Source organism: Enterobacter sp. YSU (assembly GCF_016082135.1).
Classification (GTDB): Bacteria; Pseudomonadota; Gammaproteobacteria; order Enterobacterales; family Enterobacteriaceae; genus Enterobacter; species Enterobacter hormaechei_C.
Map to the genome: position 1 here is coordinate 2,860,402 of NZ_CP059487.1, position 22,890 is coordinate 2,883,291.

The 22,890-nt window shown below is 56.2% G+C and carries 25 protein-coding genes; 12 read left to right on the forward strand and 13 right to left on the reverse strand.

The window, feature by feature from the left end; all coding sequences use genetic code 11:
* Window positions 1-6 precede the first annotated feature (6 nt).
* The 7 genes from proW to H2Z33_RS13945 all read right to left on the reverse strand — a co-directional run bounded on the left by proW (window position 7) and on the right by H2Z33_RS13945 (window position 6,902).
* Window positions 7-1,071 carry a glycine betaine/L-proline ABC transporter permease ProW gene (proW, locus tag H2Z33_RS13915; protein WP_015571659.1) on the reverse strand — a complete coding sequence of 355 codons (1,065 nt, stop codon included), beginning with the start codon at window positions 1,069-1,071 and terminating at the stop codon, window positions 7-9.
* A complete protein-coding gene (gene proV / locus H2Z33_RS13920; RefSeq protein WP_063867054.1) occupies window positions 1,064-2,266 on the reverse strand; it encodes a glycine betaine/L-proline ABC transporter ATP-binding protein ProV in 1,203 nt (400 codons plus the stop codon). The genes proW and proV overlap by 8 nt, the downstream gene beginning before the upstream one ends.
* A gap of 333 nt (window positions 2,267-2,599) precedes the next feature.
* Window positions 2,600-3,559: a class 1b ribonucleoside-diphosphate reductase subunit beta gene (gene nrdF / locus H2Z33_RS13925; RefSeq protein WP_017382773.1), complete on the reverse strand. Its 960-nt coding sequence runs from the start codon at window positions 3,557-3,559 to the stop codon at window positions 2,600-2,602.
* A gap of 9 nt (window positions 3,560-3,568) precedes the next feature.
* Complete coding sequence (nrdE, locus tag H2Z33_RS13930; protein WP_063134893.1) at window positions 3,569-5,713, reverse strand: class 1b ribonucleoside-diphosphate reductase subunit alpha; 2,145 nt, start codon at window positions 5,711-5,713, stop codon at window positions 3,569-3,571.
* Window positions 5,686-6,096, reverse strand: a complete 411-nt coding sequence (gene nrdI, locus H2Z33_RS13935) for a class Ib ribonucleoside-diphosphate reductase assembly flavoprotein NrdI (protein ID WP_015571656.1) — start codon at window positions 6,094-6,096, stop codon at window positions 5,686-5,688. Before nrdI ends, nrdE begins: the two co-directional genes overlap by 28 nt.
* Window positions 6,093-6,332 carry a glutaredoxin-like protein NrdH gene (gene nrdH, locus H2Z33_RS13940; RefSeq protein WP_017382770.1) on the reverse strand — a complete coding sequence of 80 codons (240 nt, stop codon included), beginning with the start codon at window positions 6,330-6,332 and terminating at the stop codon, window positions 6,093-6,095. Before nrdH ends, nrdI begins: the two co-directional genes overlap by 4 nt.
* Before the next feature lie 243 nt (window positions 6,333-6,575).
* Window positions 6,576-6,902, reverse strand: coding sequence for a DUF883 domain-containing protein (locus tag H2Z33_RS13945; protein ID WP_017382769.1), 327 nt, complete (start codon window positions 6,900-6,902; stop codon window positions 6,576-6,578).
* Between the two features lie 158 nt (window positions 6,903-7,060).
* Here H2Z33_RS13945 and H2Z33_RS13950 point away from each other — a divergent pair, with 158 nt between their 5' ends.
* A complete protein-coding gene (locus tag H2Z33_RS13950; protein WP_006811693.1) occupies window positions 7,061-7,405 on the forward strand; it encodes a DUF2002 family protein in 345 nt (114 codons plus the stop codon).
* A gap of 32 nt (window positions 7,406-7,437) precedes the next feature.
* Here the strand turns inward: H2Z33_RS13950 and alaE are convergent, their stop codons facing one another.
* Window positions 7,438-7,887 carry an L-alanine exporter AlaE gene (gene alaE / locus H2Z33_RS13955; protein WP_063134894.1) on the reverse strand — a complete coding sequence of 150 codons (450 nt, stop codon included), beginning with the start codon at window positions 7,885-7,887 and terminating at the stop codon, window positions 7,438-7,440.
* 496 nt (window positions 7,888-8,383) lie between these two features.
* On the opposite strand from alaE, the gene stpA reads away from it, so the two are divergent.
* Complete coding sequence (gene stpA, locus H2Z33_RS13960; protein ID WP_058689519.1) at window positions 8,384-8,788, forward strand: DNA-binding protein StpA; 405 nt, start codon at window positions 8,384-8,386, stop codon at window positions 8,786-8,788.
* A gap of 37 nt (window positions 8,789-8,825) precedes the next feature.
* Here stpA and H2Z33_RS13965 read toward each other — a convergent pair whose 3' ends face one another.
* Window positions 8,826-9,005, reverse strand: coding sequence for a hypothetical protein (locus tag H2Z33_RS13965; RefSeq protein WP_015571651.1), 180 nt, complete (start codon window positions 9,003-9,005; stop codon window positions 8,826-8,828).
* A 342-nt stretch (window positions 9,006-9,347) separates the two neighbouring features.
* Here H2Z33_RS13965 and H2Z33_RS13970 point away from each other — a divergent pair, with 342 nt between their 5' ends.
* The gene (locus H2Z33_RS13970; RefSeq protein ID WP_003862203.1) at window positions 9,348-9,506 is read left to right on the forward strand and encodes a YqaE/Pmp3 family membrane protein; all 159 of its coding nucleotides are present in this window, start codon (window positions 9,348-9,350) and stop codon (window positions 9,504-9,506) included.
* Here the strand turns inward: H2Z33_RS13970 and H2Z33_RS13975 are convergent.
* Window positions 9,503-10,432 (reverse strand): LysR substrate-binding domain-containing protein, encoded by a 930-nt coding sequence (locus tag H2Z33_RS13975; RefSeq protein WP_023295311.1) that lies wholly within the window; start codon window positions 10,430-10,432, stop codon window positions 9,503-9,505. The genes H2Z33_RS13970 and H2Z33_RS13975 overlap by 4 nt on opposite strands.
* A gap of 320 nt (window positions 10,433-10,752) precedes the next feature.
* Here H2Z33_RS13975 and H2Z33_RS13980 point away from each other — a divergent pair, with 320 nt between their 5' ends.
* The 7 genes from H2Z33_RS13980 (at window position 10,753) to H2Z33_RS14010 (ending at window position 19,206) form a co-directional block, all read left to right on the forward strand.
* Window positions 10,753-11,358 (forward strand): ankyrin repeat domain-containing protein, encoded by a 606-nt coding sequence (locus H2Z33_RS13980; protein ID WP_017382766.1) that lies wholly within the window; start codon window positions 10,753-10,755, stop codon window positions 11,356-11,358.
* Between the two features lie 108 nt (window positions 11,359-11,466).
* Window positions 11,467-13,008 (forward strand): acyl-CoA synthetase FdrA, encoded by a 1,542-nt coding sequence (gene fdrA, locus H2Z33_RS13985; protein ID WP_032669338.1) that lies wholly within the window; start codon window positions 11,467-11,469, stop codon window positions 13,006-13,008.
* On the forward strand, window positions 13,008-14,423 hold the full coding sequence (locus H2Z33_RS13990) for a DUF1116 domain-containing protein (protein WP_063134895.1): 1,416 nt from the start codon (window positions 13,008-13,010) through the stop codon (window positions 14,421-14,423). Before fdrA ends, H2Z33_RS13990 begins: the two co-directional genes overlap by 1 nt.
* Window positions 14,424-14,434: 11 nt before the next feature.
* Window positions 14,435-16,015, forward strand: coding sequence for a hypothetical protein (locus H2Z33_RS13995; RefSeq protein ID WP_063134896.1), 1,581 nt, complete (start codon window positions 14,435-14,437; stop codon window positions 16,013-16,015).
* Complete coding sequence (locus tag H2Z33_RS14000) at window positions 16,012-16,968, forward strand: carbamate kinase family protein (RefSeq protein WP_063134897.1); 957 nt, start codon at window positions 16,012-16,014, stop codon at window positions 16,966-16,968. Before H2Z33_RS13995 ends, H2Z33_RS14000 begins: the two co-directional genes overlap by 4 nt.
* A gap of 1 nt (window position 16,969) precedes the next feature.
* The gene (locus tag H2Z33_RS14005) at window positions 16,970-18,349 is read left to right on the forward strand and encodes an amidohydrolase family protein (RefSeq protein WP_045141884.1); all 1,380 of its coding nucleotides are present in this window, start codon (window positions 16,970-16,972) and stop codon (window positions 18,347-18,349) included.
* Window positions 18,350-18,474: 125 nt separating this feature from the next.
* Complete coding sequence (locus tag H2Z33_RS14010) at window positions 18,475-19,206, forward strand: class I SAM-dependent methyltransferase (protein ID WP_017382760.1); 732 nt, start codon at window positions 18,475-18,477, stop codon at window positions 19,204-19,206.
* On the opposite strand, the gene H2Z33_RS14015 is transcribed toward H2Z33_RS14010, so the two are convergent.
* Window positions 19,203-19,805 carry a short chain dehydrogenase gene (locus tag H2Z33_RS14015; RefSeq protein ID WP_033487546.1) on the reverse strand — a complete coding sequence of 201 codons (603 nt, stop codon included), beginning with the start codon at window positions 19,803-19,805 and terminating at the stop codon, window positions 19,203-19,205. The two genes, H2Z33_RS14010 and H2Z33_RS14015, sit on opposite strands and share 4 nt — an antisense overlap.
* A gap of 97 nt (window positions 19,806-19,902) precedes the next feature.
* Between H2Z33_RS14015 and H2Z33_RS14020 the strand changes: the two genes are divergently transcribed.
* The gene (locus tag H2Z33_RS14020; RefSeq protein WP_015571641.1) at window positions 19,903-20,790 is read left to right on the forward strand and encodes a LysR family transcriptional regulator; all 888 of its coding nucleotides are present in this window, start codon (window positions 19,903-19,905) and stop codon (window positions 20,788-20,790) included.
* A 20-nt stretch (window positions 20,791-20,810) separates the two neighbouring features.
* Window positions 20,811-21,992 (forward strand): PLP-dependent aminotransferase family protein, encoded by a 1,182-nt coding sequence (locus H2Z33_RS14025; protein ID WP_063134898.1) that lies wholly within the window; start codon window positions 20,811-20,813, stop codon window positions 21,990-21,992.
* A gap of 26 nt (window positions 21,993-22,018) precedes the next feature.
* Here the strand turns inward: H2Z33_RS14025 and H2Z33_RS14030 are convergent, their stop codons facing one another.
* Entirely contained in the window at window positions 22,019-22,384 is a 366-nt protein-coding gene (locus H2Z33_RS14030; RefSeq protein WP_015571639.1) for a HigA family addiction module antitoxin, read from the reverse strand.
* A gap of 10 nt (window positions 22,385-22,394) precedes the next feature.
* Window positions 22,395-22,694 (reverse strand): type II toxin-antitoxin system RelE/ParE family toxin, encoded by a 300-nt coding sequence (locus tag H2Z33_RS14035; protein WP_015571638.1) that lies wholly within the window; start codon window positions 22,692-22,694, stop codon window positions 22,395-22,397.
* Window positions 22,695-22,890 lie beyond the last annotated feature (196 nt).

Sequence of the window (22,890 nt, forward strand, 5' to 3'; positions counted from 1 at the left end):
TGTTCCTTATTTTGTAAATGGGCGGGTGAGTAACCCGACAGGGCCGGTGGTGTACCAGCGACGGTTGCCGCGACTACGTGAATCACGACCGACAGCCTGGGTCAGGCGGTCAAGAATGATGGCGAGGATCACAATCCCGACGCCGCCGACGGTCGCCAGCCCCATATCGAGACGGCCAATGCCGCGCAGTACCATCTGACCTAACCCGCCAACGGCAATCATCGAGGCGATCACCACCATCGACAGCGCCAGCATCAGCGTCTGGTTAACACCTGCCATAATGGTCGGCATCGCCAGCGGAAGCTGAACCTTAAACAGCATCTGACGCGGGCTGGCGCCGAACGAGCGCGATGCCTCTATCAGATCCGCAGGCACCTGGTTAATGCCCAGAATGGTCAGGCGAATAATCGGTGGCAGGGCGAAGATAATGGTCACGACCACCCCCGGTACGTTACCGATGCCGAACAGCATCACGATAGGCACCAGGTAAACGAACGCTGGCGTGGTCTGCATCGCATCCAGCAGCGGGCGGATAATCTTCGCCGCCCGGGGGCTGCGCGCCAGCCAGATCCCCATCGGCAGGCCGATCACCACGCAGAACAGCAGGGCGGTCAGCACCAGCGCCAGGGTGATCATCGCCTGAGACCACGCGCCAATCGCGCCGATGGCAATCAGGGAGATCAGCGTGGCGATCCCCATACCCGCGCTGCCGAACTGCCATGCGATCAGCGAGAACAGGATAATCGCCACCGGCGCGGGCATGCCCAGCATCAGCTGCTGGAAGCCGTTCAGGATGTAATCCACCGGGATGCGGATCCCCTGGAACACCGGACGGAAGTGGGTAACGACCCAGTCGATCCCCTCCGTTACCCAGCTATCCAGCGGGATCAGCGTCTTGTGGAACGGATCCATAATATTGAAATGCTCTGGGGCAGGCGCTGGTGCGCTGTTGAGCCAGTCTGCCGCGCCGCCGCCATCGGCAGGCGCAGGCGTCGACCCCCACGCATCGGCAGATTGCGCCGCGCTGTCCGCTGCTTCAGTGGTGCCCCATGGGTTTGATTGATCAGCCATTGTTTGTCCCCTCGCGATCTAAAGCCTGTAGCAGCATCCGTTTTGAGATGATGCCAACGTACTGTTGTTCTTCACCGACGACCGGCACGGCGCACGGCGCCTGACCCACGTGAGAGAGCAACTCGCTGAGCGGCGTTTCGGCGTCCACGGCAAGCGGAGCGTCAATCAACGCCGCATCGATTCCCTGGTTTTCGCTCAGGGCGGTTTTCAGAGAGTCGATGGAGACCACGCCGACAAATTTATTGCCGCGTTCAACCAGATAACCGTATTCACGGTCTTCGTCCTGCAACAGCTTCAGCGCGGAGCGCGGGCCAAAACCTGGCGTTTTACGAATAATGCCGTTTGGTGTTCGACGGGCAATATCTTTCGCACTGAATACGTGGCTAATATCCACGCCGCGGAAGAAGGTGCGCACATAATCATTCGCCGGATTATTGAGAATTTCATCCGGTGTGCCGACCTGCACCACTTCACCATTTTGCATAATGGCGATACGGTCGCCAATACGCATGGCTTCATCCAGATCGTGAGAAATAAAAACAATTGTGCGCTGATGTTTGGCCTGTAATTTTACCAGCTCATCCTGCATCTCGGTGCGAATTAAGGGATCGAGCGCCGAGAAGGCTTCGTCCATTAATAAAATGTCCGGATTAATCGCTAATGCACGCGCTAATCCCACACGCTGACGCATACCGCCGGAGAGTTCATCCGGATACGCATGAGCATAATTTTCCAGCCCGACCTGACGCAGTGCATCAAGGGCTTTTTCCTGACGTTCCTGAGCGGGCGTGCCGGCTAACTCCATGCCAAAGGCGGTATTATCGAGTACCGTCATGTGCGGCATCAGTGCAAATGACTGAAACACCATCGCAATTTTCTTTCTGCGCACCTCACGGAGATCTGCGTCTGATATTCTGGCGATATCCACGCCGTCTATCAGCACCTGTCCGCGGGTGGGTTCAATCAGGCGATTGAGAAGGCGAACCATAGTGGATTTACCCGAACCGGATAATCCCATGATGACAAAAATCTCGCCTTCTTCAATGGCCAGACTGGCGTCTTTAACGCCAAGCGATAGCCCGGTTTTTTCCAGAATTTGCTCTTTCGTAAGGCCTTTCTCAATATATTTTAATGCGCGCTGCGGGTGCTCGCCAAATACTTTATAAAGATTTTTTACTTCTAATTTAATTGCCATGCAATAGAGAGTGTCCTGTTATTTGTTTATGTCGATATGATTACCATGGTAAATAGTTAACTGGCATTACCCTAACATACTCAGAATCTGAGACAACCCTGGACCGGCCTGAGGGCGGAATTTTGCCGCAAGCGAAACGGCTGAATTTCCCATGAATAAAGGGCTGAGGGCGGTTTGAATTTTTCTCAATTTTTTGCTGCTGCATGGGACAATTTCGCCTGAATTGGTGTGATTCAGGCGAATATGACGGGGAAATTACAGTGTAGTACGTAGTGTAATATTCGGCTGGAAATAATGAAATGCAGAGTTAATTAATGAACGTTAATTCATTCATTAAAAATCCCAGTCCTCGTCTTGCGTCTCCACCGCTTTACCCATCACGTACGACGAGCCGGACCCGGAAAAGAAGTCGTGGTTTTCATCGGCGTTGGGCGACAGCGCTGCGAGGATCGCCGGGTTCACCTCCGCCATTTCTGGTGGGAATAACGCTTCGTAGCCCAGGTTCATCAGCGCCTTGTTGGCGTTATAGCAGAGGAAGGCTTTTACGTCCTCTTCCCAGCCCGTTCCGGCGTACAGCTCTTCGGTATAGCTCAGCTCGTTGTCATACAGATCCATCAGTAAATCGAGGGCAAAACCTTTGAGTTCCTCGCGTTTTTCCGCGCTGACTTTCTCCAGCCCTTTCTGATACTTATAGCCGATGTAATACCCGTGTACCGCTTCATCGCGGATGATGAGGCGAATCAAATCGGCGGTGTTGGTGAGCTTGCCCCGGCTCGACCAGTACATAGGCAGCCAGAAGCCGGAATAGAAGAGGAAAGATTCCAGGAACACGCTGGCGATCTTCTTCTTCAGCGGCTCGTCGGCCCGGTAATATTCCAGCACCAGATCTGCCTTGCGCTGCAATGACGCGCTCTCTTCACTCCAGGCGTAGGCCGCGTCCACGTCTCTGGTCTGGCACAGGGTGGAGAAAATCGAGCTGTAGGAGCGGGCATGCACCGCCTCCATAAAGCTGATATTCGACATTACCGCCTCTTCGTGCGGGGTCAGCGCATCACTCATCAGCGCGGGCGCACCCACGGTATTCTGAATGGTGTCCAGCAGCGTCAGGCCGGTAAAGACGCGGATTGTCAGCTGCTGCTCGGCATGGCTCAGGGTTTGCCAGGCCGGAATATCGTTGGAGAGCGGGACCTTTTCCGGCAGCCAGAAGTTGCTGGTCAGGCGGTTCCAGACCTCCAGGTCTTTATCATCCTGAATTTTGTTCCAGTTAACGGCACTTACGCGTGACAGTTTCATCCTTTCTCCTTACAGCGCGCAGGACACGCAGCCTTCAATTTCGGTGCCTTCCAGCGCGAGCTGACGCAGGCGAATGTAGTACAGCGTTTTGATGCCTTTCTTCCAGGCGTAGATCTGCGCTTTGTTGATATCCCGCGTGGTGGCGGTGTCCGGGAAGAAGAGCGTCAGCGACAGCCCCTGATCCACATGTTTAGTCGCCTCGGCGTAGGTATCAATGATCTTTTCCGGGCCAATCTCATAGGCGTCCTGGTACAGCGCCAGATTCTCGTTGGTCATAAACGGGGCAGGGTAGTAGACACGCCCGGTTTTGCCTTCCTTACGGATTTCAATCTTCGACACGATGGGGTGGATGCTCGACGTGGCGTGATTGATATAGGAAATGGAGCCGGTTGGCGGCACCGCCTGAAGGTTCTGGTTATAAATGCCGTAGCGCATCACCTCTTCACGCAGCTGTTGCCACATCTCACGCGTCGGCAGGGTGATGCCAGCGCGGGCAAACAGCGCGCGTACTTTTTCGGTTTTCGGCTGCCAGTCGCCTTCCAGATACTGGCTGAAATACTCTCCGCTGGCGTAGCGGGACTGCTCAAAGCCTGCGAACCGCTGGTGGCGTTCGCGCGCCAGCATCATCGAGGTATGCAGCGCATGCCAGGTGATGGTGTAGAAATAAAGGTTGGTGAAATCCAGCCCTTCCGGGCTGCCGTAGGCGATGCCCTCCCGCGCCAGATAGCCGTGCAGGTTCATCTGCCCAAGGCCGATGGCATGCGACGCGGCGTTGCCCGCCTCAATGGACGGTACGCTGCGGATGTGGCTCATGTCCGATACCGCCGTCAGCCCGCGAATGGCGGTCTCTACCGTGCGGCCAAAATCGGGTGAATCCATGGTATGGGCAATATTTAGCGACCCGAGGTTACAGGAGATATCCTTGCCCACGTCCGCGTAGTCGAGGTTCTCGTCGTAGCTGGACGCGCTGTTGACCTGCAAAATCTCCGAGCACAGATTGCTCATGTTGATGCGCCCGGCAATCGGGTTCGCGCGGTTCACCGTGTCCTCGTACATGATGTACGGATAGCCGGACTCAAACTGAATTTCAGCCAGCGTCTGGAAGAAATCGCGGGCGTTGATGGTTTTTTTGCGAATGCGATCGTCGGCCACCAGCTCGTCGTACAGCTCGCTTATCGCCACGTCGCCAAAGGCTTTGCCGTAAATCCGCTCAACGTCATACGGTGAGAAGAGCGCCATGTCGGCATTCTCTTTAGCCAGCTTAAACGTGATATCCGGGATCACCACGCCGAGCGACAGGGTTTTGATGCGGATCTTTTCGTCGGCGTTTTCACGTTTGGTATCCAGAAAACGTAGAATGTCCGGGTGGTGCGCGTGCAGATAAACCGCACCCGCGCCCTGACGTGCGCCAAGCTGGTTGGCGTATGAGAAGGCATCTTCCAGCATCTTCATCACCGGGATGACGCCGGAAGACTGGTTTTCGATGCGCTTAATCGGCGCGCCCGCTTCCCGCAGGTTCGAAAGCAGAAACGCCACGCCGCCGCCGCGTTTCGAAAGCTGTAGCGCCGAATTCACCGCACGGCCAATCGACTCCATATTGTCTTCAATACGCAGCAGGAAGCAGGAGACCAGTTCGCCGCGCTGGGCTTTCCCGCAGTTAAGGAACGTTGGCGTGGCGGGCTGGAAGCGACCGGAGAGGATCTCCTCCGTGAGTCTTTCGGCCAGCGCTTCATCGCCCTGCGCCAGCGTCAGCGCCACCATCACCACCCGATCTTCAAAGCTTTCTAAATAGCGTTTGCCGTCAAAGGTTTTCAGGGTGTAGCTGGTGTAATACTTCCACGCGCCGAGAAACGTCTGGAAGCGAAAACCGCTGGCGTGCGCCCGTTCAAACAATGCCACCACGAAGGCGCGGTCGTAGCGGGTCAGGACACGCTCTTCGTAATAACCCTCTTTTACCAGCCAGTCGAGACGTTCCTGCTGGCTGCCAAAGACGACGCTGTTCGGGCGTACGTGAGCGGCAAAAAAGGCGTCCACCGCCTCACGATCTTTGCCAAACTGAATGCGCCCCTCGCGGTCATAGAGGTTTAGCATGGCGTTTAATGCGTGGTAATCCGGCGTCGTCTGAATCACGCGTTCTGCGGTTGTCGTTGCCAAAATTCGTTCACTCCTTTACGCACGTTCTCTACGTCCTGCTGTGTCCCCATCAGTTCAAAACGATAGAGATACGGCACGCCGCATTTTTGAGAGATGACATCCCCGGCGCGGGCAAAGGCCTCGCCGAAGTTGCGATTGCCTGCGGCGATCACGCCGCGAATCAGCTGCCGGTTATGGGGATCGTTCAGAAAGCGGATCACCTGACGAGGCACAGCCCCTGCGGTGCCGCCACCGCCATAGCTGGGCACCACCAGAATGTAGGGTTCGTCTACCTGAATACGCTCCCGCTCGTTCAGCGGAATGCGTATCGCGGGCAGCCCGAGACGCTCCATAAACCGAAGCGTGTTTTCCGAGCTGCTGGAAAAGTAGACCAGCGTGCTCATGCACTGACGCCCTGAGCGGCAAGGCGGTTGATCATGTCCGGACGGAAGCCAGACCAGCTGGTGTCGCCGGCAACGACAACCGGAAGCTGACGAAACCCCTGCGCCCGCAGGGTGTCTGCCGCGTCGGGCACCTGATCAATATTGACCATCTCAAATGCCACGCCGCGGCTCTCCATCGCCCGTTTCGTGGCGTGGCACTGAACACAATCGTTACGAGTGTAAATAATAATGCTCATGATTCGTATTTCCATTTAGAATGAGAGAACGGCGCGAGTAAACGCGTCATGTTGTGTGTGTCTTGCTAAAGGGAATACTAGATGTAGTTGCGATAAGTTTCAACCACACAAGATATGGGAAATGCAGATTAATAAGGCCCCAATGATGAGCCTGGCGGGGCAGGGCGGGCTGTGCGGGTTTTTCAGGCTGTCAGGCAAAGAAAAGCCCCGGCGCCTGAAGCGACCGGGGCTGAGAACGCGCGCTTACTTACGCAGGCTAAGCAGGGCGCCGACAAAAATCCCGACCGCCGCGACCGTTCCCAGCGTACAAAGTGGTTTTTCACGTACGAAGGTGGTGGCGCAGCTGGCCATGTCGCAGGCCGCCTGAGTGGTACGTGAGCGGCCATTCATCCTTGCCCGCGTTTCACGCAGCAGAGACTGAGCCTTACGTTTCGCGGCATCTGCTTCGTCCTTCGCGTCAGAGCCCCAGGATTTCAATACGGCTTCCAGCGTGTCCGCTAATTGGCTGACATCGTTACGAATATCCTGTGTGTCGTCATTAATATCGTTTCGGTTCGGTCTGTTAAACATACGATCCTCCATAATTTGTGTTCCCGTTTAGTTTAGTCCAGAAATGTAATATCTGAAGCGAGTCACGGCTTATCGGGCAGTTTATGGAATATTCTGAAAGCCCTGCTAATGCTGAATACTGTAAGGTTGCCGGGCAGGAATGATAATGAGGAAAAGATATGTATTTACGACCCGATGAGGTGGCGCGCGTTCTTGAAAAAGAAGGGTTCACCATGGATGAGGTAACATCAAAAGCGTACGGATATCGCCGTGGTGAGAATTATGTTTACGTCAACCGTGAAGCAAGAATGGGGCGTACTGCTCTCATTATTCACCCGACACTCAAAGACAGAAGCCTGTCATTTGCTGAGCCCGCCTCGGATATTAAAACCTGCGATCATTATCAGCAATTTCCGCTCTATTTAGGCGGCGAGACGCATGAACATTATGGTATTCCGCACGGTTTCAGCTCGCGTATGGCGCTGGAGCGGTTCCTGAAAGGGCTGTTTGGCGACGTACAATAACTCTGCGACTGGCCTGAGCCAGTCGCCTTACCTTACGCTTTTGCCTGGCTATAAGGGCTGACTTTAAACAGGCGGCGGCAGTAGTCAAGAAAGTAACCGTACACCGCACCCATCAGCATGGATACCACGATATTTGAACTTACCGCAGCGGCGATTTGATGCCAGTCTGCGCCCACCGTCAGCAAAATAACCACATACACCGGGGACTGGAACGTTACGTAAGCCAGCACGTCCGCCAGGTTTTTTACCCAACTCGCCGGGCTAATACGCCGCGCTAAACGCATCACTGCATCGCGATACAGGCCGTACGGCCAGGCAATCATGATATTCACCGGAATGGCCACCAGGCGCGACGAGAGGGATTGCTCAAAGGACATTCCCGACAGGAAAATTTCAATCAGCATATTCACGACGGAACAGTAAACGACCATCGCGAACGTATCCGCTACCGCATGGCGCAGGCGAGACTGCGGTGAGAACATGTCTGAACTCCTCGAACAGGACAAAAAAGTGGCGTTTTACCTGCGGCCTTTAGTGCTTTAGGTTGGTTTGTTATGAGTGTATAGCGTATCTCTCTGGCTTTTAACTAACAAGTAGTGATTAATTTTTATTTACTGGCGCTTTAGCCATAAAATTCTCTAAAATTGTGCGTTTTTTGCTCGCTTCGTTATTTTCTCTCTTTGTCCATATTTTATTAAAATAAATCAATGGATTAGTTTATCAGTGCGCGTGTGAAACCTCTGTTGTGTGGGAGAGTGGAGGCGGTTTTTTGAACTGTTTTAAACAGGGGTTTTTGGCCTGGGGAAGGGCGGTATATTACGCATTAAAACAGACATATATTTCGGGGTTATATTAACGGGGTATTCTAAAACATTTACAATAATGTCAAAACGTCAGGGTGGGTAGATATCAGAACAAAAATCAATTATTCTGTTGCTTGATTTATGTTATACACACGAAGAAAGGTTTTTCATTATTATGGCTTTAACGTTACAGAATCTTAATAATATTCGTACCCTCCGGGCGCTGGCACGTGAATTATCCATGGATGTTCTGGAAGAAGTGCTGGAAAAATTCCGGATTGTCACTGAAGAAAAACGCAGCGAGCAGGCTGAATTAGAGCGTCAACGCGCTGAACAGCAGGATAAAATTAATGCTCTGCTGGAACTGATGAAAGCTGACGGTATTTCTCCGAGCGATCTGTTAGGCAGTGATCTGGCGCAGGTGGGTCAGCCGACGAAAAAACGTAAAGCGCGTGCGGCGAAATATCGTTTTACTGACGCGAACGGTGAAGAAAAAACCTGGACCGGCCAGGGGCGTACGCCAAAGCCAATTGCAACCGCACTGGCAAACGGTAAATCGCTGGACGATTTCCTGATCTGATGATTATTCGGGCGGTGTATTCCGCCCGATTATTGACTTAGCAGACGCCAAAGTCACCGTCTTCGGAGTACAGAACCACGTCCGCCGCTTTCAGGTGATATTTCTCGCCCTGCTCATTGCTGGCCTGCACAGCCACAATGTTTTCACCATTCACTTCGAGCACTTTCAGTTTCGGACCGCCCTGACGCGGTTGGACATAATCACCGACAGAAAACATAGCACCTCCTCATCATTGTCATGATCTTCACCATAGCCCACGTCCGGGGGCGGGGTACAGCCTAATCTTTCAGATACTCCTTATCAGGTACGTCGGTTCCACGGCATCACTTTCAGCAATCAGCGCGTTTGCCTGCTGCGGCGAAATAAGAGGAAGAGACATTGCGTTTCCTTACGGTCAATTTCAGAACAGTAGAGCATTTAAGGCGGGGGTTTAAGCCAGTGTAAAGAGGGTAAAGGCAGGTAAAAGCGCGAGAGACGCATGGCAGTTAACCGTAAACTGGCTACGCTTAGAGAAGTGTCTTTTATAATTTTCAATTGGTTAGCTTGCACGGAGTTTTTTATGGGTTTTTGGCGCGTTGTTTTTACGATTATTCTCCCGCCGCTGGGCGTGCTGCTTGGCAAGGGGCTGGGCTGGGCGTTTATTCTGAATATCCTTCTGACCATCCTGGGCTACTTCCCCGGTCTTATCCACGCGTTTTGGGTTCAGACGAAGAGCTAGGTACGCCACAGTAAGTCACTGTAGATCCGGGTCAGCACGCCTTCCGGGCCAAACTGCTGTTTGATCCAGCGCGTGACCTGACCGGTCGCCGCATGCTGCGTGGCGAGCAGCATGCGCGAATCCTGACGTGGATTATTGATCCGCCGCGTTACCAGCAGCCCTTCCTCCACCGCCTCACGCGTCATATATTCCGGTAAAAAGCCAATACCTTCCCCCAGGATCTGACACTGGCATTTCGTGTTGAAGTCCGGCACCAGAATCGCCTCCTGACCGTGAAGCAGCCAGCCCACCTTCTTGTTGATGGTATGCGCGGTGTCCTCGACCATGATATTGGGATACAGACGCAGCTGACTTTCGGAAATGGGCTCCGGGGCGAACGCCAGCGGATGCGTGGGCGCGATGGCAAATACCCAGCGGATCGCCCCTATCTCGGTGTAATCAATGCCGCCGCCGTCCAGCAGCGTATCCGGCGCGCCAATGGCGATGTTGGCCTGATTATTAATGATGGAATCCCAGACGCCGTTATACACCTCGGTCGTCACCGTGATCTGGCAGGTGGGAAACTGTTTTTTCAGCACCTGGAGCAAACGCGCGGTATGGCGTGGCGTATACAAAAGCTGGTTTATGCAGATGCGCACCCGCGTCTCAATGCCCTGAGAAATGGTATCAATCCCGCGCTTGATGGCATGAAAGTCATTCAGCAGGTCGGTCGCTTTACGATAAAAATAAAAACCGGATTCGGTCAGCTCAATGCTGCGCGTGTTGCGTACAAACAGCACCACGTCCAGTCCGGTCTCCATGCGTTTGATGGTGTAACTGATGGCGGAGGTGGTCACGCCCAGCTCGGCAGCCGCTTTGCTAAAACTGCCAAAACGTGCCGCGGTGGTGAAGGCCAGCAAATTCTCTTCGGTAAAGATGGAATTCATATTATGGCTCCTGGTGACCATCAGTTTTGAACATATTTTAACGGCGGCGTTACATCATAGTTGATGTCGATCACAGTTCTGGATTTTTACGTAGAACCGCGCTGTGTAAGGCTTTTTCAGCCATAAGGATAATGCAGCCTGAAGCGCGTAAAAGCGGTAAAACATAAGAAAAAGGTTGCACAGACGCACATTTCTCCCGGACTGTTGAATTTAACTCAACAATGAATTGCGTGTCGATGAATCATTTTTAAGCGGATTCTTTTATGACCAGGCTGTTGCTATTCTCAGGTCATCAGAAGTGAAACATAGGGAGTCTGAATATGTCTGCAACTGCACTGGTTACAGAATTTCTGCTGGCGGCAGAAGAGGGCAATATCGATGCGCTAAAAGCCTGCCTGGAGAAAGGCGTGGATATTAACGCGACCAACCGCCAGAAAAGAACCGCCATTATTATTGCCAGTCTGAAAAGGCATTACGCCTGTGTGGAGTTTTTAATTGCCGCCGGGGCGGATATTGATAAACAGGACCAGACCTGTTTTAACCCCTTCCTGATCGGCTGCCTGACCAATGATTTAACCCTGCTGCGCATTGTTCTTCCGGCAAATCCGGATCTCGATCGTCTGACGCGCTTTGGCGGCGTGGGCATTACCCCTGCCAGTGAAAAAGGGCACGTTGAAATCGTGCGTGAGCTGCTGGAAAAAACCGACATCAACGTCAACCACACCAATTTTGTCGGCTGGACGCCGCTGCTGGAGGCCATCGTATTAAACGACGGCGGCGCAAAGCAGCAGGAAATTGTGAAGCTGTTGCTCGATCACGGCGCGAACCCGCACATGACCGATAAATACGGCAAAACCCCGCTCGAGCTGGCGCGGGAAAAAGGCTTCAACGCGATCGCAGACCTGCTGCTGGCGGCAGGCGCATAGTGCATTCGGTCAGCCTTCCCCTGGCTGGCCGTTAATCAATAAACGCATTGTTACCGACGTGCATTTAGCACGACGGCGGCCCCCTTTTATCTTAAACAGGTGAAAATAATGCCAACCAAAATCGTCATAAAAAAGAATACGTATTTCGATTCGGTTTCCTTAATGTCGGTTTCCACCAAAGCCAATAAATTGCCGGGCGTCGAGCAGGCGTTTGTGGCGATGGCGACGGAAATGAACAAAGGGGTATTAAAAAACCTCGGGCTATTAACGCCGGAATTAGCGGACGCGAAAAACGGCGACCTGATGATCGTTATTAAAGGCGACGCGGCGAATGAGGAAACCCTGGCCGCCATTGAAGCGCTGTTCACGCGTAAAGAGCGCACTGGCTCCCATGATGCACGCTACGCGACGATTGCCAGCGCCAAAACCCATCGTCCGGACAGCAACCTTGCGGTGATTTCCGTCAACGGCACCTTCGCCGCACGGGAAGCGCGCCAGGCGCTGGAAAACGATCTTAACGTGATGCTGTTCTCCGATAACGTATCGCTCGACGACGAGCTGGCGCTGAAGCAGCTGGCGCATGAAAAGGGTCTGCTGATGATGGGGCCAGACTGCGGCACCGCCATTATCAACGGCGCGGGGCTGTGCTTCGCCAACGCGGTGCGTCGCGGGCAGATTGGCATCGTTGGCGCCTCCGGCACCGGCAGCCAGGAGCTGAGCGTGCGCATTCACGAGTTCGGCGGCGGCGTGTCGCAGCTGATTGGCACCGGCGGACGCGATCTCAGCGAGAAGATCGGCGGCCTGATGATGCTCGATGCTATCGACATGCTGGAGGCGGACGACGCGACCCGGGTGATAGCGCTCATCTCCAAACCGCCTGCACCCGCGGTGGCTGAGAAAGTACTGGCCCGTGCGCGCGCCTGCCGCAAGCCTGTGGTTGTGTGCTTCCTGGGCCGCAACGAACCGCCAGCCGATGAAGACGGTTTGCAGTTTGCTCGTGGCACTAAAGAGGCGGCCCTGAAAGCGGTGCTGCTTACCGGCATTAAAAAAGACGACCTGGATTTACATCCGCTCAACTGGCCGCTGATCGAAGAGGTACGCGCCCGCCTGACGCCGCAGCAGAAGTACATTCGCGGCCTGTTCTGCGGCGGCACCCTGTGCGACGAAGCGATGTTTGCCGCGCTGGAGAAATTTGACGATGTTTACAGCAACATCCAGCCGGATCCGGCCAGGCGTCTGAAAGACATCAGCGTCAGCCAGGCCCACACCTTCCTTGATTTCGGTGACGACGACTTCACCAACGGCAAGCCACACCCGATGATCGACCCGACCAACCGCATCAGCCGCCTGCTACAGGAGGCGCGCGATCCGCAGGTGGGGGTGATCGTGATGGATTTCGTGCTTGGCTTTGGCGCGCATGACGATCCGGTTGGGGTGATGATCGAGGCGATCAAAGAGGCACAGGCGATCGCGAAAGCCGACAACCGTCCGCTGGAAATTCTCGGCTACGTGCTCGGCACCGATCAGGATCCGCAGTCGTTGGCGCAGCAGTGCCAGCTGCTGACTGACGCAGGCGTCATCTGGGCCAGCAGCAGCACCAATACCGGATTACTGGCACGCGAATTTGTCTGCAAAGGGGAGAGAGCATAATGACGACCTTATTCAACCAGCCGCTGAACGTGATTAACGTCGGGATTGCGATGTTCAGCGACGACCTCAAAAAACAGCACGTTCCCGTGACCCAGCTCGACTGGACGCCGCCGGGGCAGGGCAATATGCAGGTGGTGGACGCGCTGGATCGGCTGGCGGAAAAACCGCTGGCGGAGAAAATTGCCGCCGCGAACAAAATTGCCCTTGAGCGGATTATTCAGTCCCATCCGGTGCTGGTGGGCTATGACCAGGCCATCAACGTGGTGCCGGGCATGACCCGCACGACCATTCTGCACGCCGGTCCGCCTGTTACCTGGGAAAACATGTGCGGGGCGATGAAAGGCGCGGTTACCGGCGCGCTGGTGTTTGAAGGGCTGGCGACGGATCTGGACGATGCGGCAAGGATCGCCGCCTCCGGAGATATTACGTTCTCGCCTTGCCACGAGCATGACTGCGTGGGCTCGATGGCGGGCGTCACCTCCGCGTCGATGTTTATGCACATCGTTGAGAACAAAACTTACGGCAACCGCGCCTTCACCAACCTCAGCGAGCAGATGGCGAAGATCCTGCGCATGGGGGCTAACGACCAGAGCGTGATCGAGCGCCTGAACTGGATGCGCAACGTGCTCGGCCCGATGCTGCGCGACGCGATGAAGATTATCGGCGAAATCGACCTGCGCCTGATGCTGGCCCAGGCGCTGCACATGGGCGACGAGTGCCACAACCGCAACAACGCGGGCACCACGCTGCTTATTCAGGCGCTGACGCCGGGGCTGATCCAGGCGGGCTATCCGGTGGCGCAGCAGCGTGAAGTGTTCGAGTTTGTCGCCAGCAGCGACTACTTCTCCGGTCCGACGTGGATGGCGATGTGTAAGGCCGCGCTGGATGCCGCTCACGGCATTGAGTACAGCACCGTCGTCACCACCATGGCGCGCAACGGCTACGAGTTCGGCCTGCGCGTTTCCGGCCTGCCGGGGCAGTGGTTCACCGGCCCGGCGCAGCAGGTGATCGGCCCGATGTTCGCGGGCTATAAGCCGGAAGACTCCGGGCTGGATATCGGCGACAGCGCGATTACCGAAACCTACGGCATCGGCGGCTTTGCAATGGCGACGGCCCCGGCCATCGTTGCGCTGGTGGGCGGCACGGTGGAGGAAGCCATCGATTTTTCTCGCCAGATGCGCGAAATCACCCTCGGCGAAAACCCGAACGTCACCATTCCGCTGCTGTCGTTTATGGGCATCCCGACCGCCATCGACATCATGAAGGTCGCGGGCAGCGGCATTCTGCCGGTCATTAATACCGCCATTGCCCACAAGGACGCCGGGATCGGCATGATTGGGGCGGGCATCGTTCACCCGCCGTTTAGCTGTTTTGAAAAGGCGCTGTTAACCTTCCGCGATCGCTACGTTCTATAAGGTATGCATCCATGAAAAACATGAAACTGGAGTGGAAAAGAGGTGACTGGGCAGCTTATTTCGGGTTGATGACCAACAACCTGACCAATTTGCTGACCATGATGGGGCTGCTCATTTTTGTCGTCGGCATCCCGAAGGAGATTGTTTATGGACGCATCGCGCCAGCCTTCGGGCTGGCGGTGCTGGTGGCGAGTCTTTGCTATACGTGGTTTGGCCTGCAAATGGCGCGCGCCACCGGACGAACGGACGTCACCGCGCTGCCGTCCGGCCCAAGCGCGCCGTCGATTTTTACCGTGACCTTCCTGGTCTTAATGCCGGTTTACCAGCAAACCGGCGATGCGGATTTCGCGATTCAGATTGGCCTGGTGTGGTGCTTTGTGGAAGCGATGATCCTCGCGGGCGGTTCCTTCCTGGGGGAAACCATCCGCAAGATGATCCCGCGTACCGTGCTGCTGTCGTGCTTGTCCGGTCTTGGCCTGCTGCTGCTGGCGATGAACCCGATGTTGCAGGCGTTCGAAGCGCCGACCGTGTCGTTTATCGTCCTGCTGCTGATCTTCATTAACTGGTTCGGTAAAAAGCCGATTTTCGCCAAAATCCCGACCGGCCTGCTGCTGTTAATTGCCGGTACTCTGCTTGCGTGGATCTCCGGCCTGCAAAGCCCGGATGCCATTAAAGCGTCCATGTCATCATTCGGCTTTAACCCGCCAGAAGTGCACGTGGACAGCTCCATGCAGGGACTGCCGCACGCGCTGCCGTATCTGGCGTCCGCCGTACCGCTGGGGCTGGCGAACTACATCTTTGACCTGGAGAACATCGAAAGCGCCCACGCGGCGGGGGATGAATACCCGACCCGCAAGGTAATGCTGGCGAACGGTCTGGCCTCGATGCTCGGCTGCCTGATGGGCAATCCGTTCCCGGTCACGGTATACGTCGGCCATCCTGGCTGGAAAGCGATGGGCGCCAGCATCGGCTACACCCTGGCGTCCGGCGTGACCATGTTCATCGTGCCGCTGTTCGGGCTGGGGGCCTTTATGCTCGCCATCATACCGATGACCGCCATCGTGCCGATTCTGGTGTTTATCGGCGTCGTCACCGCCAACCAGGTGGTGAGGGAGACCCCGAAAGTGGAGGTGCCCGTCATCTTCATCTGCCTGTTCCCGTGGATCGCCAACTGGGCGCTGACCATGATGAACAGCGTGATGAGCGCGGCGGGGACCAGCGCGGCGAAAATCGGCACCGACGTGCTGCACAGCAAGGGGATCTACTACGAAGGCCTGATGCATCTCGGCAACGGCGCGCCGCTCGCCAGCATGCTCTGGGGCTGTATCGCCATTTTCGCCATCCTCAACAAACCGCTGCGTGGGGCCGTCGCGGCGGCCGGTGGAGCGCTGCTGGCGCTGTTTGGGGTGATCCACGCGCCGGTGGTGGGCTTTGCCGGGGGCAGTTCCCTGATGTTCGTCACGGCCTACCTGATGATGGGCGGGATGTTTGTGGTGAAGCATGTGCTGGATACCTCTGTTAATCCCCCTCTCCCTGTGGGAGAGGGCCGGGATGAGGGCACCAGAACGCACCTTCTAAAGGAAACAAAATGAAAGAGCTTATGGTCGTCGCCATCGGCGGCAACAGCATTATCAAAGACAACGCCAGCCAGTCGATTGAGCATCAGGCGCAGGCGGTCAAAGCGGTGGCAGAGTCGGTGCTCGAAATGCTGTCCTCGGACTATGACATCGTGCTCACCCACGGCAATGGCCCGCAGGTGGGGCTGGATCTGCGCCGCGCCGAAATCGCCCACGAGCGGGAAGGGCTGCCGCTGACCCCGCTGGCAAACTGCGTGGCGGATACCCAGGGCGGGATCGGCTACCTGATCCAGCAGGCGCTCAACAACCGCCTGGCGGCGCGCGGGGAACAAAAAGCGGTCACGGTCGTCACCCAGGTGGAGGTGGATAAAAACGATCCTGGCTTTACGCACCCGACGAAACCCATCGGCGCGTTCTTCAGCGAGGCGCAGCGCGACGAACTGCAACTTGCGCACCCGGACTGGCATTTTGTTGAGGATTCAGGCCGGGGGTATCGCCGCGTGGTGGCTTCACCGCAGCCGCGGCGCATCGTTGAGTCGGATGCCATCAAGGCGCTGACGCAGAAAGGATTTGTGGTGATCGGCGCGGGGGGCGGAGGCATTCCTGTGGTGCGCAGTGAACAGGGCGATTACCAGAGCGTGGACGCGGTGATAGATAAAGATCTCTCCACCGCGCTGCTGGCGCGCGAGATCCGCGCCGACGTGCTGGTGATCACCACCGGCGTGGAGAAAGTGTGCATCCACTTCGGCAAGTCAAACCAGCAGGCGCTGAGCACGGTGAACGTGGCGCAGATGACGCGCTACATGGAAGAAGGGCATTTTCCGGCGGGCAGCATGTTGCCGAAAATCGTCGCCTCGCTGGAATTTTTACGCCATGGCGGCAGGCGGGTGATCATTACCTCGCCGGACTGCCTGCCCGCGGCGCTGCGCGATGAAACGGGTACCCACATTATTAATGAAGGAAGATAAGATGAGTGAGAATAAAAGCCGCCGCGAGTTTATCAGCCAGAGCGGCAAAATGGTTACCGCCTGCGCGCTGTTTGGCGCCACGGGTTCCGTCGCGTATGCTGCCGATTCTGCAAAGGCAACCTGCGAGACGGGTAAACCGATGAACATCACCGCAAAACATTACTATCTCGACAACGTGCTGCTGGAAGCCGGGTTTAACTTCGACGGCAGCGTGGCGACAAGTACCCGCACCGAGCTGAAAACGCTGGAAATCAAAGACGGGAAAATCGTCGCCCTGCGCGACAACAACAGCCACGCGGACGCGACCCTGCCGCACTTCGACGCGGGCAAAAAGCTGATGCTCCCGGCGATGCGCGACATGCACATCCATCTGGATAAAACCTTCTACGGCGGCCCGTGGCGCTCCCTGAACCGTCCGGCGGGCACCACCATTCAGGACATGATCCGCCTGGAGCAGAAGCTGCTGCCGGAGTTACAGCCCTACACGCAAGAACGCGCCGAAAAGCTGATCGACCTGCTCCAGTCCAAAGGGTCCACCATCGCCCGCAGCCACTGCAACATAGAGCCGGTTTCCGGCCTGAAAAACCTGGAAAATTTGCAGGCGGTACTGGCGCGCCGGGGCGCAGGCTTTGACTGCGAAATCGTTGCCTTCCCGCAGCACGGCCTGCTGCTGTCTCATTCTGAAAAGCTGATGCGCGAGGCGATGCAGGCGGGGGCGCATTACGTGGGCGGGCTGGACCCGACCAACGTCGACGGCGCGATGGAGAAATCCCTCGACACCATGTTCCAGATTGCGCTGGATTATGACAAAGGGGTGGATATCCATCTGCATGAAACCAGCCCGGCGGGCGTGGCGGCGGTGAACTACATGGTACAAACCGTGGAGAAAACGCCGGCGCTGAAGGGGAAGCTGACCATCAGCCACGCCTTCGCCCTGGCGACGCTTAACGAGCAAGAGGTGGATGAGATCGCCACCCGCATGGCGGCACAACAGGTGACCATCGCCTCCACCGTGCCGATTGGCACTCTGCACATGCCGCTGAAGCAGCTGCGTGATAAAGGCGTGTTTGTCATGACCGGTACCGACAGCGTGATCGACCACTGGTCGCCGTACGGTCTGGGGGACATGCTGGAGAAAGCCAACCTCTATGCACAGCTCTATATTCGCCCGAATGAGCAGACGCTTTCGCGTGCGCTGGGCATCGCCACCGGCGACGTACTGCCGCTGAACGACAAAGGCGAGCGCGCGTGGCCGAAAGCGCAGGATGACGCCAGCTTTGTGCTGGTGGATGCCTCCTGTTCCGCCGAGGCCGTGGCACGCATCTCTCCGCGTACCGCGACGTTCCATAAGGGGAATCTGGTCTGGGGCTCTGTGGGCTAATGTGGTGCCGGGTGGCGCTGCGCTTACCCGGCCTACGGTTCGGAGATTTTGTAGGTCGGGTAAGGCGAAGCCGCCACCCGACAATGCAGTATACTGCTATGCACATTCTTAAAGAGGGATCTGCCATGGCACAAAACATCTACGACAATCCGGCGTTTTTCGAAGGCTACGCTCAGCTTCCGCGCTCGGTGCAGGGGCTGGACGGCGCGCCGGAGTGGCCTGCGCTCAGGGCGATGCTGCCGGATTTAACCGGCAAATCGGTTATCGATCTTGGCTGCGGCTATGGTTGGTTCTGCCGCGCGGCGCGTGAGCTGGGCGCGTCTGACGTCACGGGCGTGGATATCTCCGAAAAGATGCTCGCTCGCGCAGTGGAGCTCACCGCCGATCCACAGATTCACTATCAGCGTAGCGATCTGGAGTCTCTCAAGCTCAACGAGAACAGCCTCGATCTGGTCTACAGCTCGCTGGCGCTGCACTATCTGCCGGAACTGAACACATTATTTGCCCACGTTCAGCGCGCGCTTAAACCCGGCGGTTGCCTGGTCTTCTCAATGGAGCACCCGATTTACACCTGCGCCTCCCGTCAGGGCTGGCTGACGGACAACAGCGGCGAGCGGTTCTGGGGCGTGAACCATTATCAGGACGAAAGCCAGCGCGTCAGCAACTGGCTGGCAGACGGGGTGATTAAATACCACCGTACGCTGGGCACCACGCTTAACGCGCTGATCAAGGCCGGATTAACAATAAGCGAAGTCAATGAGTGGGGACCAACGCAGGCGCAAATTGACGCCTGGCCCGCGCTGGCAGAAGAGGCAGAGCGCCCGATGCTGGTGCTGATCGCCGCCCGTAAGGCTTAATAACCGACTTTATACACCCGCCCGCTCTGCACCCCTTCGACGCTGCGGCGGTAAGCCTGCGCAACGGTCGCGGCGGGAACGCTTTCAAAGCCCGGGAAGAAGCCGTCGTACGCTTCGGCGGATTCGGTCAGCACCGTCGGGCTGATCAGATTAATGCGAATACCGCGCGGCAGTTCACAGGCCGCGGCGCGCACAAACCCTTCCAGCGCGGCGTTAACCGTGGTGGCATTCACGCCCTGGGCAATCGGCTCGTGCGCCACAATCCCGCTTATCAGCGTAATCGAGCCACCTTCGTTCAGGAAGTGCTGGCCGGTCAGCGCCAGACGAACCTGCCCCAGCAGCTTATCCTGCAAACCCTGGTTGAACTCGCCGTCGGTCATGGTTGAGAGCGGGCCGAAGTGCAACCCTCCGCTGGCGGAGACAATCGCATCCACCGGACCGATCTTTTTGAACAGCGCCTGCACGCTCGCCTGCGAGGTGATATCCACCTGATGATCGCCCTGCGTGCGACCCACGCGGATCACCTCGTGGCGACGGCTTAGCTCTTCTGTCACAGCATGACCGACCGTACCGCTGGCACCAATAATGACGATTTTCATAGCAGACTCCTTATGTTGTGAGCCTTCATTCTTAAATAAATAAAAATTCAGATAAACTGGGCTGATGTTAGAAGATTACTAACCAGAGGTTCGTAATATGGATAAGCTTCGCGGCATGGAGACGTTCATCGCGGTGGTGGAAAGCGGCAGCTTTACCGGCGCGGCGGCCCGGCTGGAGATGTCGGCGGTAATGGTCGGGAAGTATATTGCGCAGCTGGAATCGCAGCTCGGTACGCGGCTGCTGGAGCGCAACACCCGTCGCCAGAGCCTGACGGATGCCGGACGCGTTTATTTCGAAGAGGCCAGGCGCGTGCTGGAGCAGGTCTCGATTGCTGAAAACGCGGTTGAGCGTCTGCGAGCCACGCCCGCCGGCACCCTGCGCGTGACGGCGCCTACCTCGTTTGGCGGCTGCGTTATCGCGCCTCTGACGGCCACGTTTTTGCAGCGTTACCCGGAAGTGCGCATCGAACTGGATCTCACCAACCGAATGGTGGATCTGGTAGAGGAAGGGGTCGATCTGGCCATTCGTATCGGTGAGATCCGTAATGAGGATCTGGTGGCGAAATATCTGTGTCCCTACAACATGGTGATCTGCGCCGCGCCGGATTATCTGGCGCGTCACGGTACGCCGCAAACGCCAGCCGATCTGGTGGATCACCTGTGCCTGTCGCACACGGTCTGGACGGCGCGTAACGAGTGGCGGCTGCCGGGAGTGGAAGGCGAAGTGCGCTGGAAGCGTGATGCCGTCTTACGATGCAATGACGGCTACGGCTTACGCATGGCGGCGCGAGCCGGGGCGGGACTCCTGCTGCAACCGGAAGTGCTGGTGGCGGAAGAGCTGGCGAGCGGCAGGCTGGTTCGGGTTCTGGAAGCGTTTACGCCCGCGCCGAGGCCGGTGCATTTACTGTGGCGTCAGGATTTGCGGCCGCTGCCTAAGCTAACGGAATTTATTGCCCATATTCTGCTAAGATTGGGCACAATATAAAAAAAGAAGGTAAGTAAAGAATGTCTGCAAACAAACTCGCCAGCAGCGCGCAGGGCCTGCAATCCTCTGCCATCCGTGAATTATTAAAACATAGCAAAATGGCAGGCGTGATTTCGCTGGGTGGCGGTATTCCAAATCCGGACCTGTTCGATCATGAAGGTTTAAAAATCGCCGCTGATGCCGTGCTGTCTCAGCATTTTGGCGAAGCGTTCCAGTATGGCCTGACGGAAGGCGTCCCGGGGCTGCGCGAAGAGATCCAACGCATCTGTGAAGGTCGCGGCATCGCCTGTAAAGCCGATGACGTGGTCATTACTTCCGGCTCGCAACAATCGCTTGACGTGCTGGCGCGGGCGTTAATTAACCCGGGCGATACGGTCGTCGTGGAGCGGCCTACCTACCTCGCCGCGTTGCAGGTCTTTGGCCTGGCGCAGGCGAATTTTGAATCCGTTGGCACCGACGGCGACGGCATGAAAGTGGATGAACTTGAAGCGCTGGTAGCCACCAAAACCATCAAAGCGGTTTATATCGTGCCAACCTTTGGTAACCCGGGCGGCGTGACGCTCTCCGAAGCGCGTCGTAAACAGCTGGTGGAATTATCGAAGCGCTATGACTTCGTGATTATCGAAGACGACCCGTACAGCGAGATCAACTACACCGACGAAGCGTTCCGCCCGCTGATTGCTCATGCCAAAGATATCGGCAATGAGGATAACGTGGTGTACACCTCCACCTTTTCTAAAATCCTCGCGCCGGGCACCCGCGTGGGCTGGGTGCTGGTGCCGGAGTGGCTGAAGCGCGCGGTGGTGAACCTCAAGCAAACCACCGATCTGCACACCAGCACGCTGTCGCAGCTGATGACGCACGAGTATCTGAAAACCGGTCGTCTGGCGAATCAGATTAAAATGATCCGCGAAGCCTATCGCCAGAAATACCAGACCTTTGCAACGGAACTGGAAGCGGAGCTGGGCGATGTGATGTCGTTCCACAAGCCAAAGGGCGGCATGTTCCTGTGGGCGAAAATGAACAACGGCATCAATACGACGAAATGGCTGGAAAAAACGTTGAGCAACGGCGTCGTGTTTGTGCCGGGTGAGTTCTTCTACTGCAACGAGCCGGACCATACCACGCTGCGCATGTCTTTCGTTACCCCAACGGATGAGCAGCTTAAAGAAGCGGTTCGACGCCTCAAAATTTCCCTGTAACAGGATGCGCATAATGGCAGATGCCGTTATGCGCTGTTCCCGTGCAGGGTAACGTCTGGCTTGCCGGATTTTCGCTTCGCCATGACTTCCGCAACGGTTTTTATCCGGCTTAACTCCTCCTGCGTGCGGGAGTTAGATTGCGCTTCCCAGATATCAACGTTTAGCTGTAAGTTCAGCCAAAATTCAATAGTGGTATTAAAGGCTTTTGCCAGTTTGATCGCCATATCGGCAGTAAGTTTGCGATTGTTATTGACCAACGCGCTTACGGTATTGCGGTGTACATTTAGCATCTCTGCCAGATCGTTGATTTTCAGATTGAGCGGTTCAAGATACTCATACTGCAACACCTCGCCCGGCGTGGTGGGCTTGCGGAGTGCCTGTTGAAGTGTCATAGGTGATGCCTCACTTGTGTTGCGTGTACTTGTGTGGAGAGAGATAGAGATCGTCTGCTTTTCCCTCTGACCAGCGAAATACAAGCCTGTATTGTCTGTTTACCCGGATAGAGGAATATCCCTTCAACGGAGGACTCAATGCTTCATACATATTGCCCGGTGGCGATCGTAAATCCAGGTGCGACATGGCCGCATTGATGATGTCGAGCTTTCTTGCAAGCGCTGTTTCCAGATTCAAAGGGATAACATTGCTCGATCTCCCGTAGAGAAAAAAATCCTCAAGCCATTGATCCCGAAAATGATTAATCATAATGCTGGTAAGCTCCAGTCCTTGAAGCTGAGTGGATAGTAATGCACTCCTGCACTGTGCGCAAGTGCGTTTTGTCTGCGAGTAATATTACCCTGGTCATGGCTGAAGGGAAGTGTGATGCATGACTAAAGGTTAATTCTTCGAGGCGGATTCCACGTCTTGCGTGCGGATTAATGCCCGGCGGCGCTGCGCTTGC

Bases quoted from the DNA above. Each gene is read 5' to 3' on its own strand.
- H2Z33_RS13950 (WP_006811693.1), top strand. From the start codon at position 7,061: ATGTATTTACGACCCGATGAGGTGGCGCGCGTTCTTGAAAAAGAAGGG.
- nrdI (WP_015571656.1), bottom strand. From the start codon at position 6,096: ATGAGCACGCTGGTCTACTTTTCCAGCAGCTCGGAAAACACGCTTCGG.
- nrdH (WP_017382770.1), bottom strand. From the start codon at position 6,332: ATGAGCATTATTATTTACACTCGTAACGATTGTGTTCAGTGCCACGCC.
- H2Z33_RS14015 (WP_033487546.1), bottom strand. From the start codon at position 19,805: ATGAAAATCGTCATTATTGGTGCCAGCGGTACGGTCGGTCATGCTGTG.
- H2Z33_RS13970 (WP_003862203.1), top strand. From the start codon at position 9,348: ATGGGTTTTTGGCGCGTTGTTTTTACGATTATTCTCCCGCCGCTGGGC.
- H2Z33_RS13990 (WP_063134895.1), top strand. From the start codon at position 13,008: ATGACGACCTTATTCAACCAGCCGCTGAACGTGATTAACGTCGGGATT.
- alaE (WP_063134894.1), bottom strand. From the start codon at position 7,887: ATGTTCTCACCGCAGTCTCGCCTGCGCCATGCGGTAGCGGATACGTTC.
- H2Z33_RS14030 (WP_015571639.1), bottom strand. From the start codon at position 22,384: ATGACACTTCAACAGGCACTCCGCAAGCCCACCACGCCGGGCGAGGTG.
- H2Z33_RS13945 (WP_017382769.1), bottom strand. From the start codon at position 6,902: ATGTTTAACAGACCGAACCGAAACGATATTAATGACGACACACAGGAT.
- fdrA (WP_032669338.1), top strand. From the start codon at position 11,467: ATGCCAACCAAAATCGTCATAAAAAAGAATACGTATTTCGATTCGGTT.
- stpA (WP_058689519.1), top strand. From the start codon at position 8,384: ATGGCTTTAACGTTACAGAATCTTAATAATATTCGTACCCTCCGGGCG.
- proW (WP_015571659.1), bottom strand. From the start codon at position 1,071: ATGGCTGATCAATCAAACCCATGGGGCACCACTGAAGCAGCGGACAGC.
- H2Z33_RS14005 (WP_045141884.1), top strand. From the start codon at position 16,970: ATGAGTGAGAATAAAAGCCGCCGCGAGTTTATCAGCCAGAGCGGCAAA.
- H2Z33_RS14035 (WP_015571638.1), bottom strand. From the start codon at position 22,694: ATGATTAATCATTTTCGGGATCAATGGCTTGAGGATTTTTTTCTCTAC.
- proV (WP_063867054.1), bottom strand. From the start codon at position 2,266: ATGGCAATTAAATTAGAAGTAAAAAATCTTTATAAAGTATTTGGCGAG.
- H2Z33_RS13965 (WP_015571651.1), bottom strand. From the start codon at position 9,005: ATGTTTTCTGTCGGTGATTATGTCCAACCGCGTCAGGGCGGTCCGAAA.
- H2Z33_RS14000 (WP_063134897.1), top strand. From the start codon at position 16,012: ATGAAAGAGCTTATGGTCGTCGCCATCGGCGGCAACAGCATTATCAAA.
- H2Z33_RS13995 (WP_063134896.1), top strand. From the start codon at position 14,435: ATGAAAAACATGAAACTGGAGTGGAAAAGAGGTGACTGGGCAGCTTAT.
- H2Z33_RS14010 (WP_017382760.1), top strand. From the start codon at position 18,475: ATGGCACAAAACATCTACGACAATCCGGCGTTTTTCGAAGGCTACGCT.
- H2Z33_RS14025 (WP_063134898.1), top strand. From the start codon at position 20,811: ATGTCTGCAAACAAACTCGCCAGCAGCGCGCAGGGCCTGCAATCCTCT.
- nrdF (WP_017382773.1), bottom strand. From the start codon at position 3,559: ATGAAACTGTCACGCGTAAGTGCCGTTAACTGGAACAAAATTCAGGAT.
- H2Z33_RS14020 (WP_015571641.1), top strand. From the start codon at position 19,903: ATGGATAAGCTTCGCGGCATGGAGACGTTCATCGCGGTGGTGGAAAGC.
- H2Z33_RS13975 (WP_023295311.1), bottom strand. From the start codon at position 10,432: ATGAATTCCATCTTTACCGAAGAGAATTTGCTGGCCTTCACCACCGCG.
- H2Z33_RS13980 (WP_017382766.1), top strand. From the start codon at position 10,753: ATGTCTGCAACTGCACTGGTTACAGAATTTCTGCTGGCGGCAGAAGAG.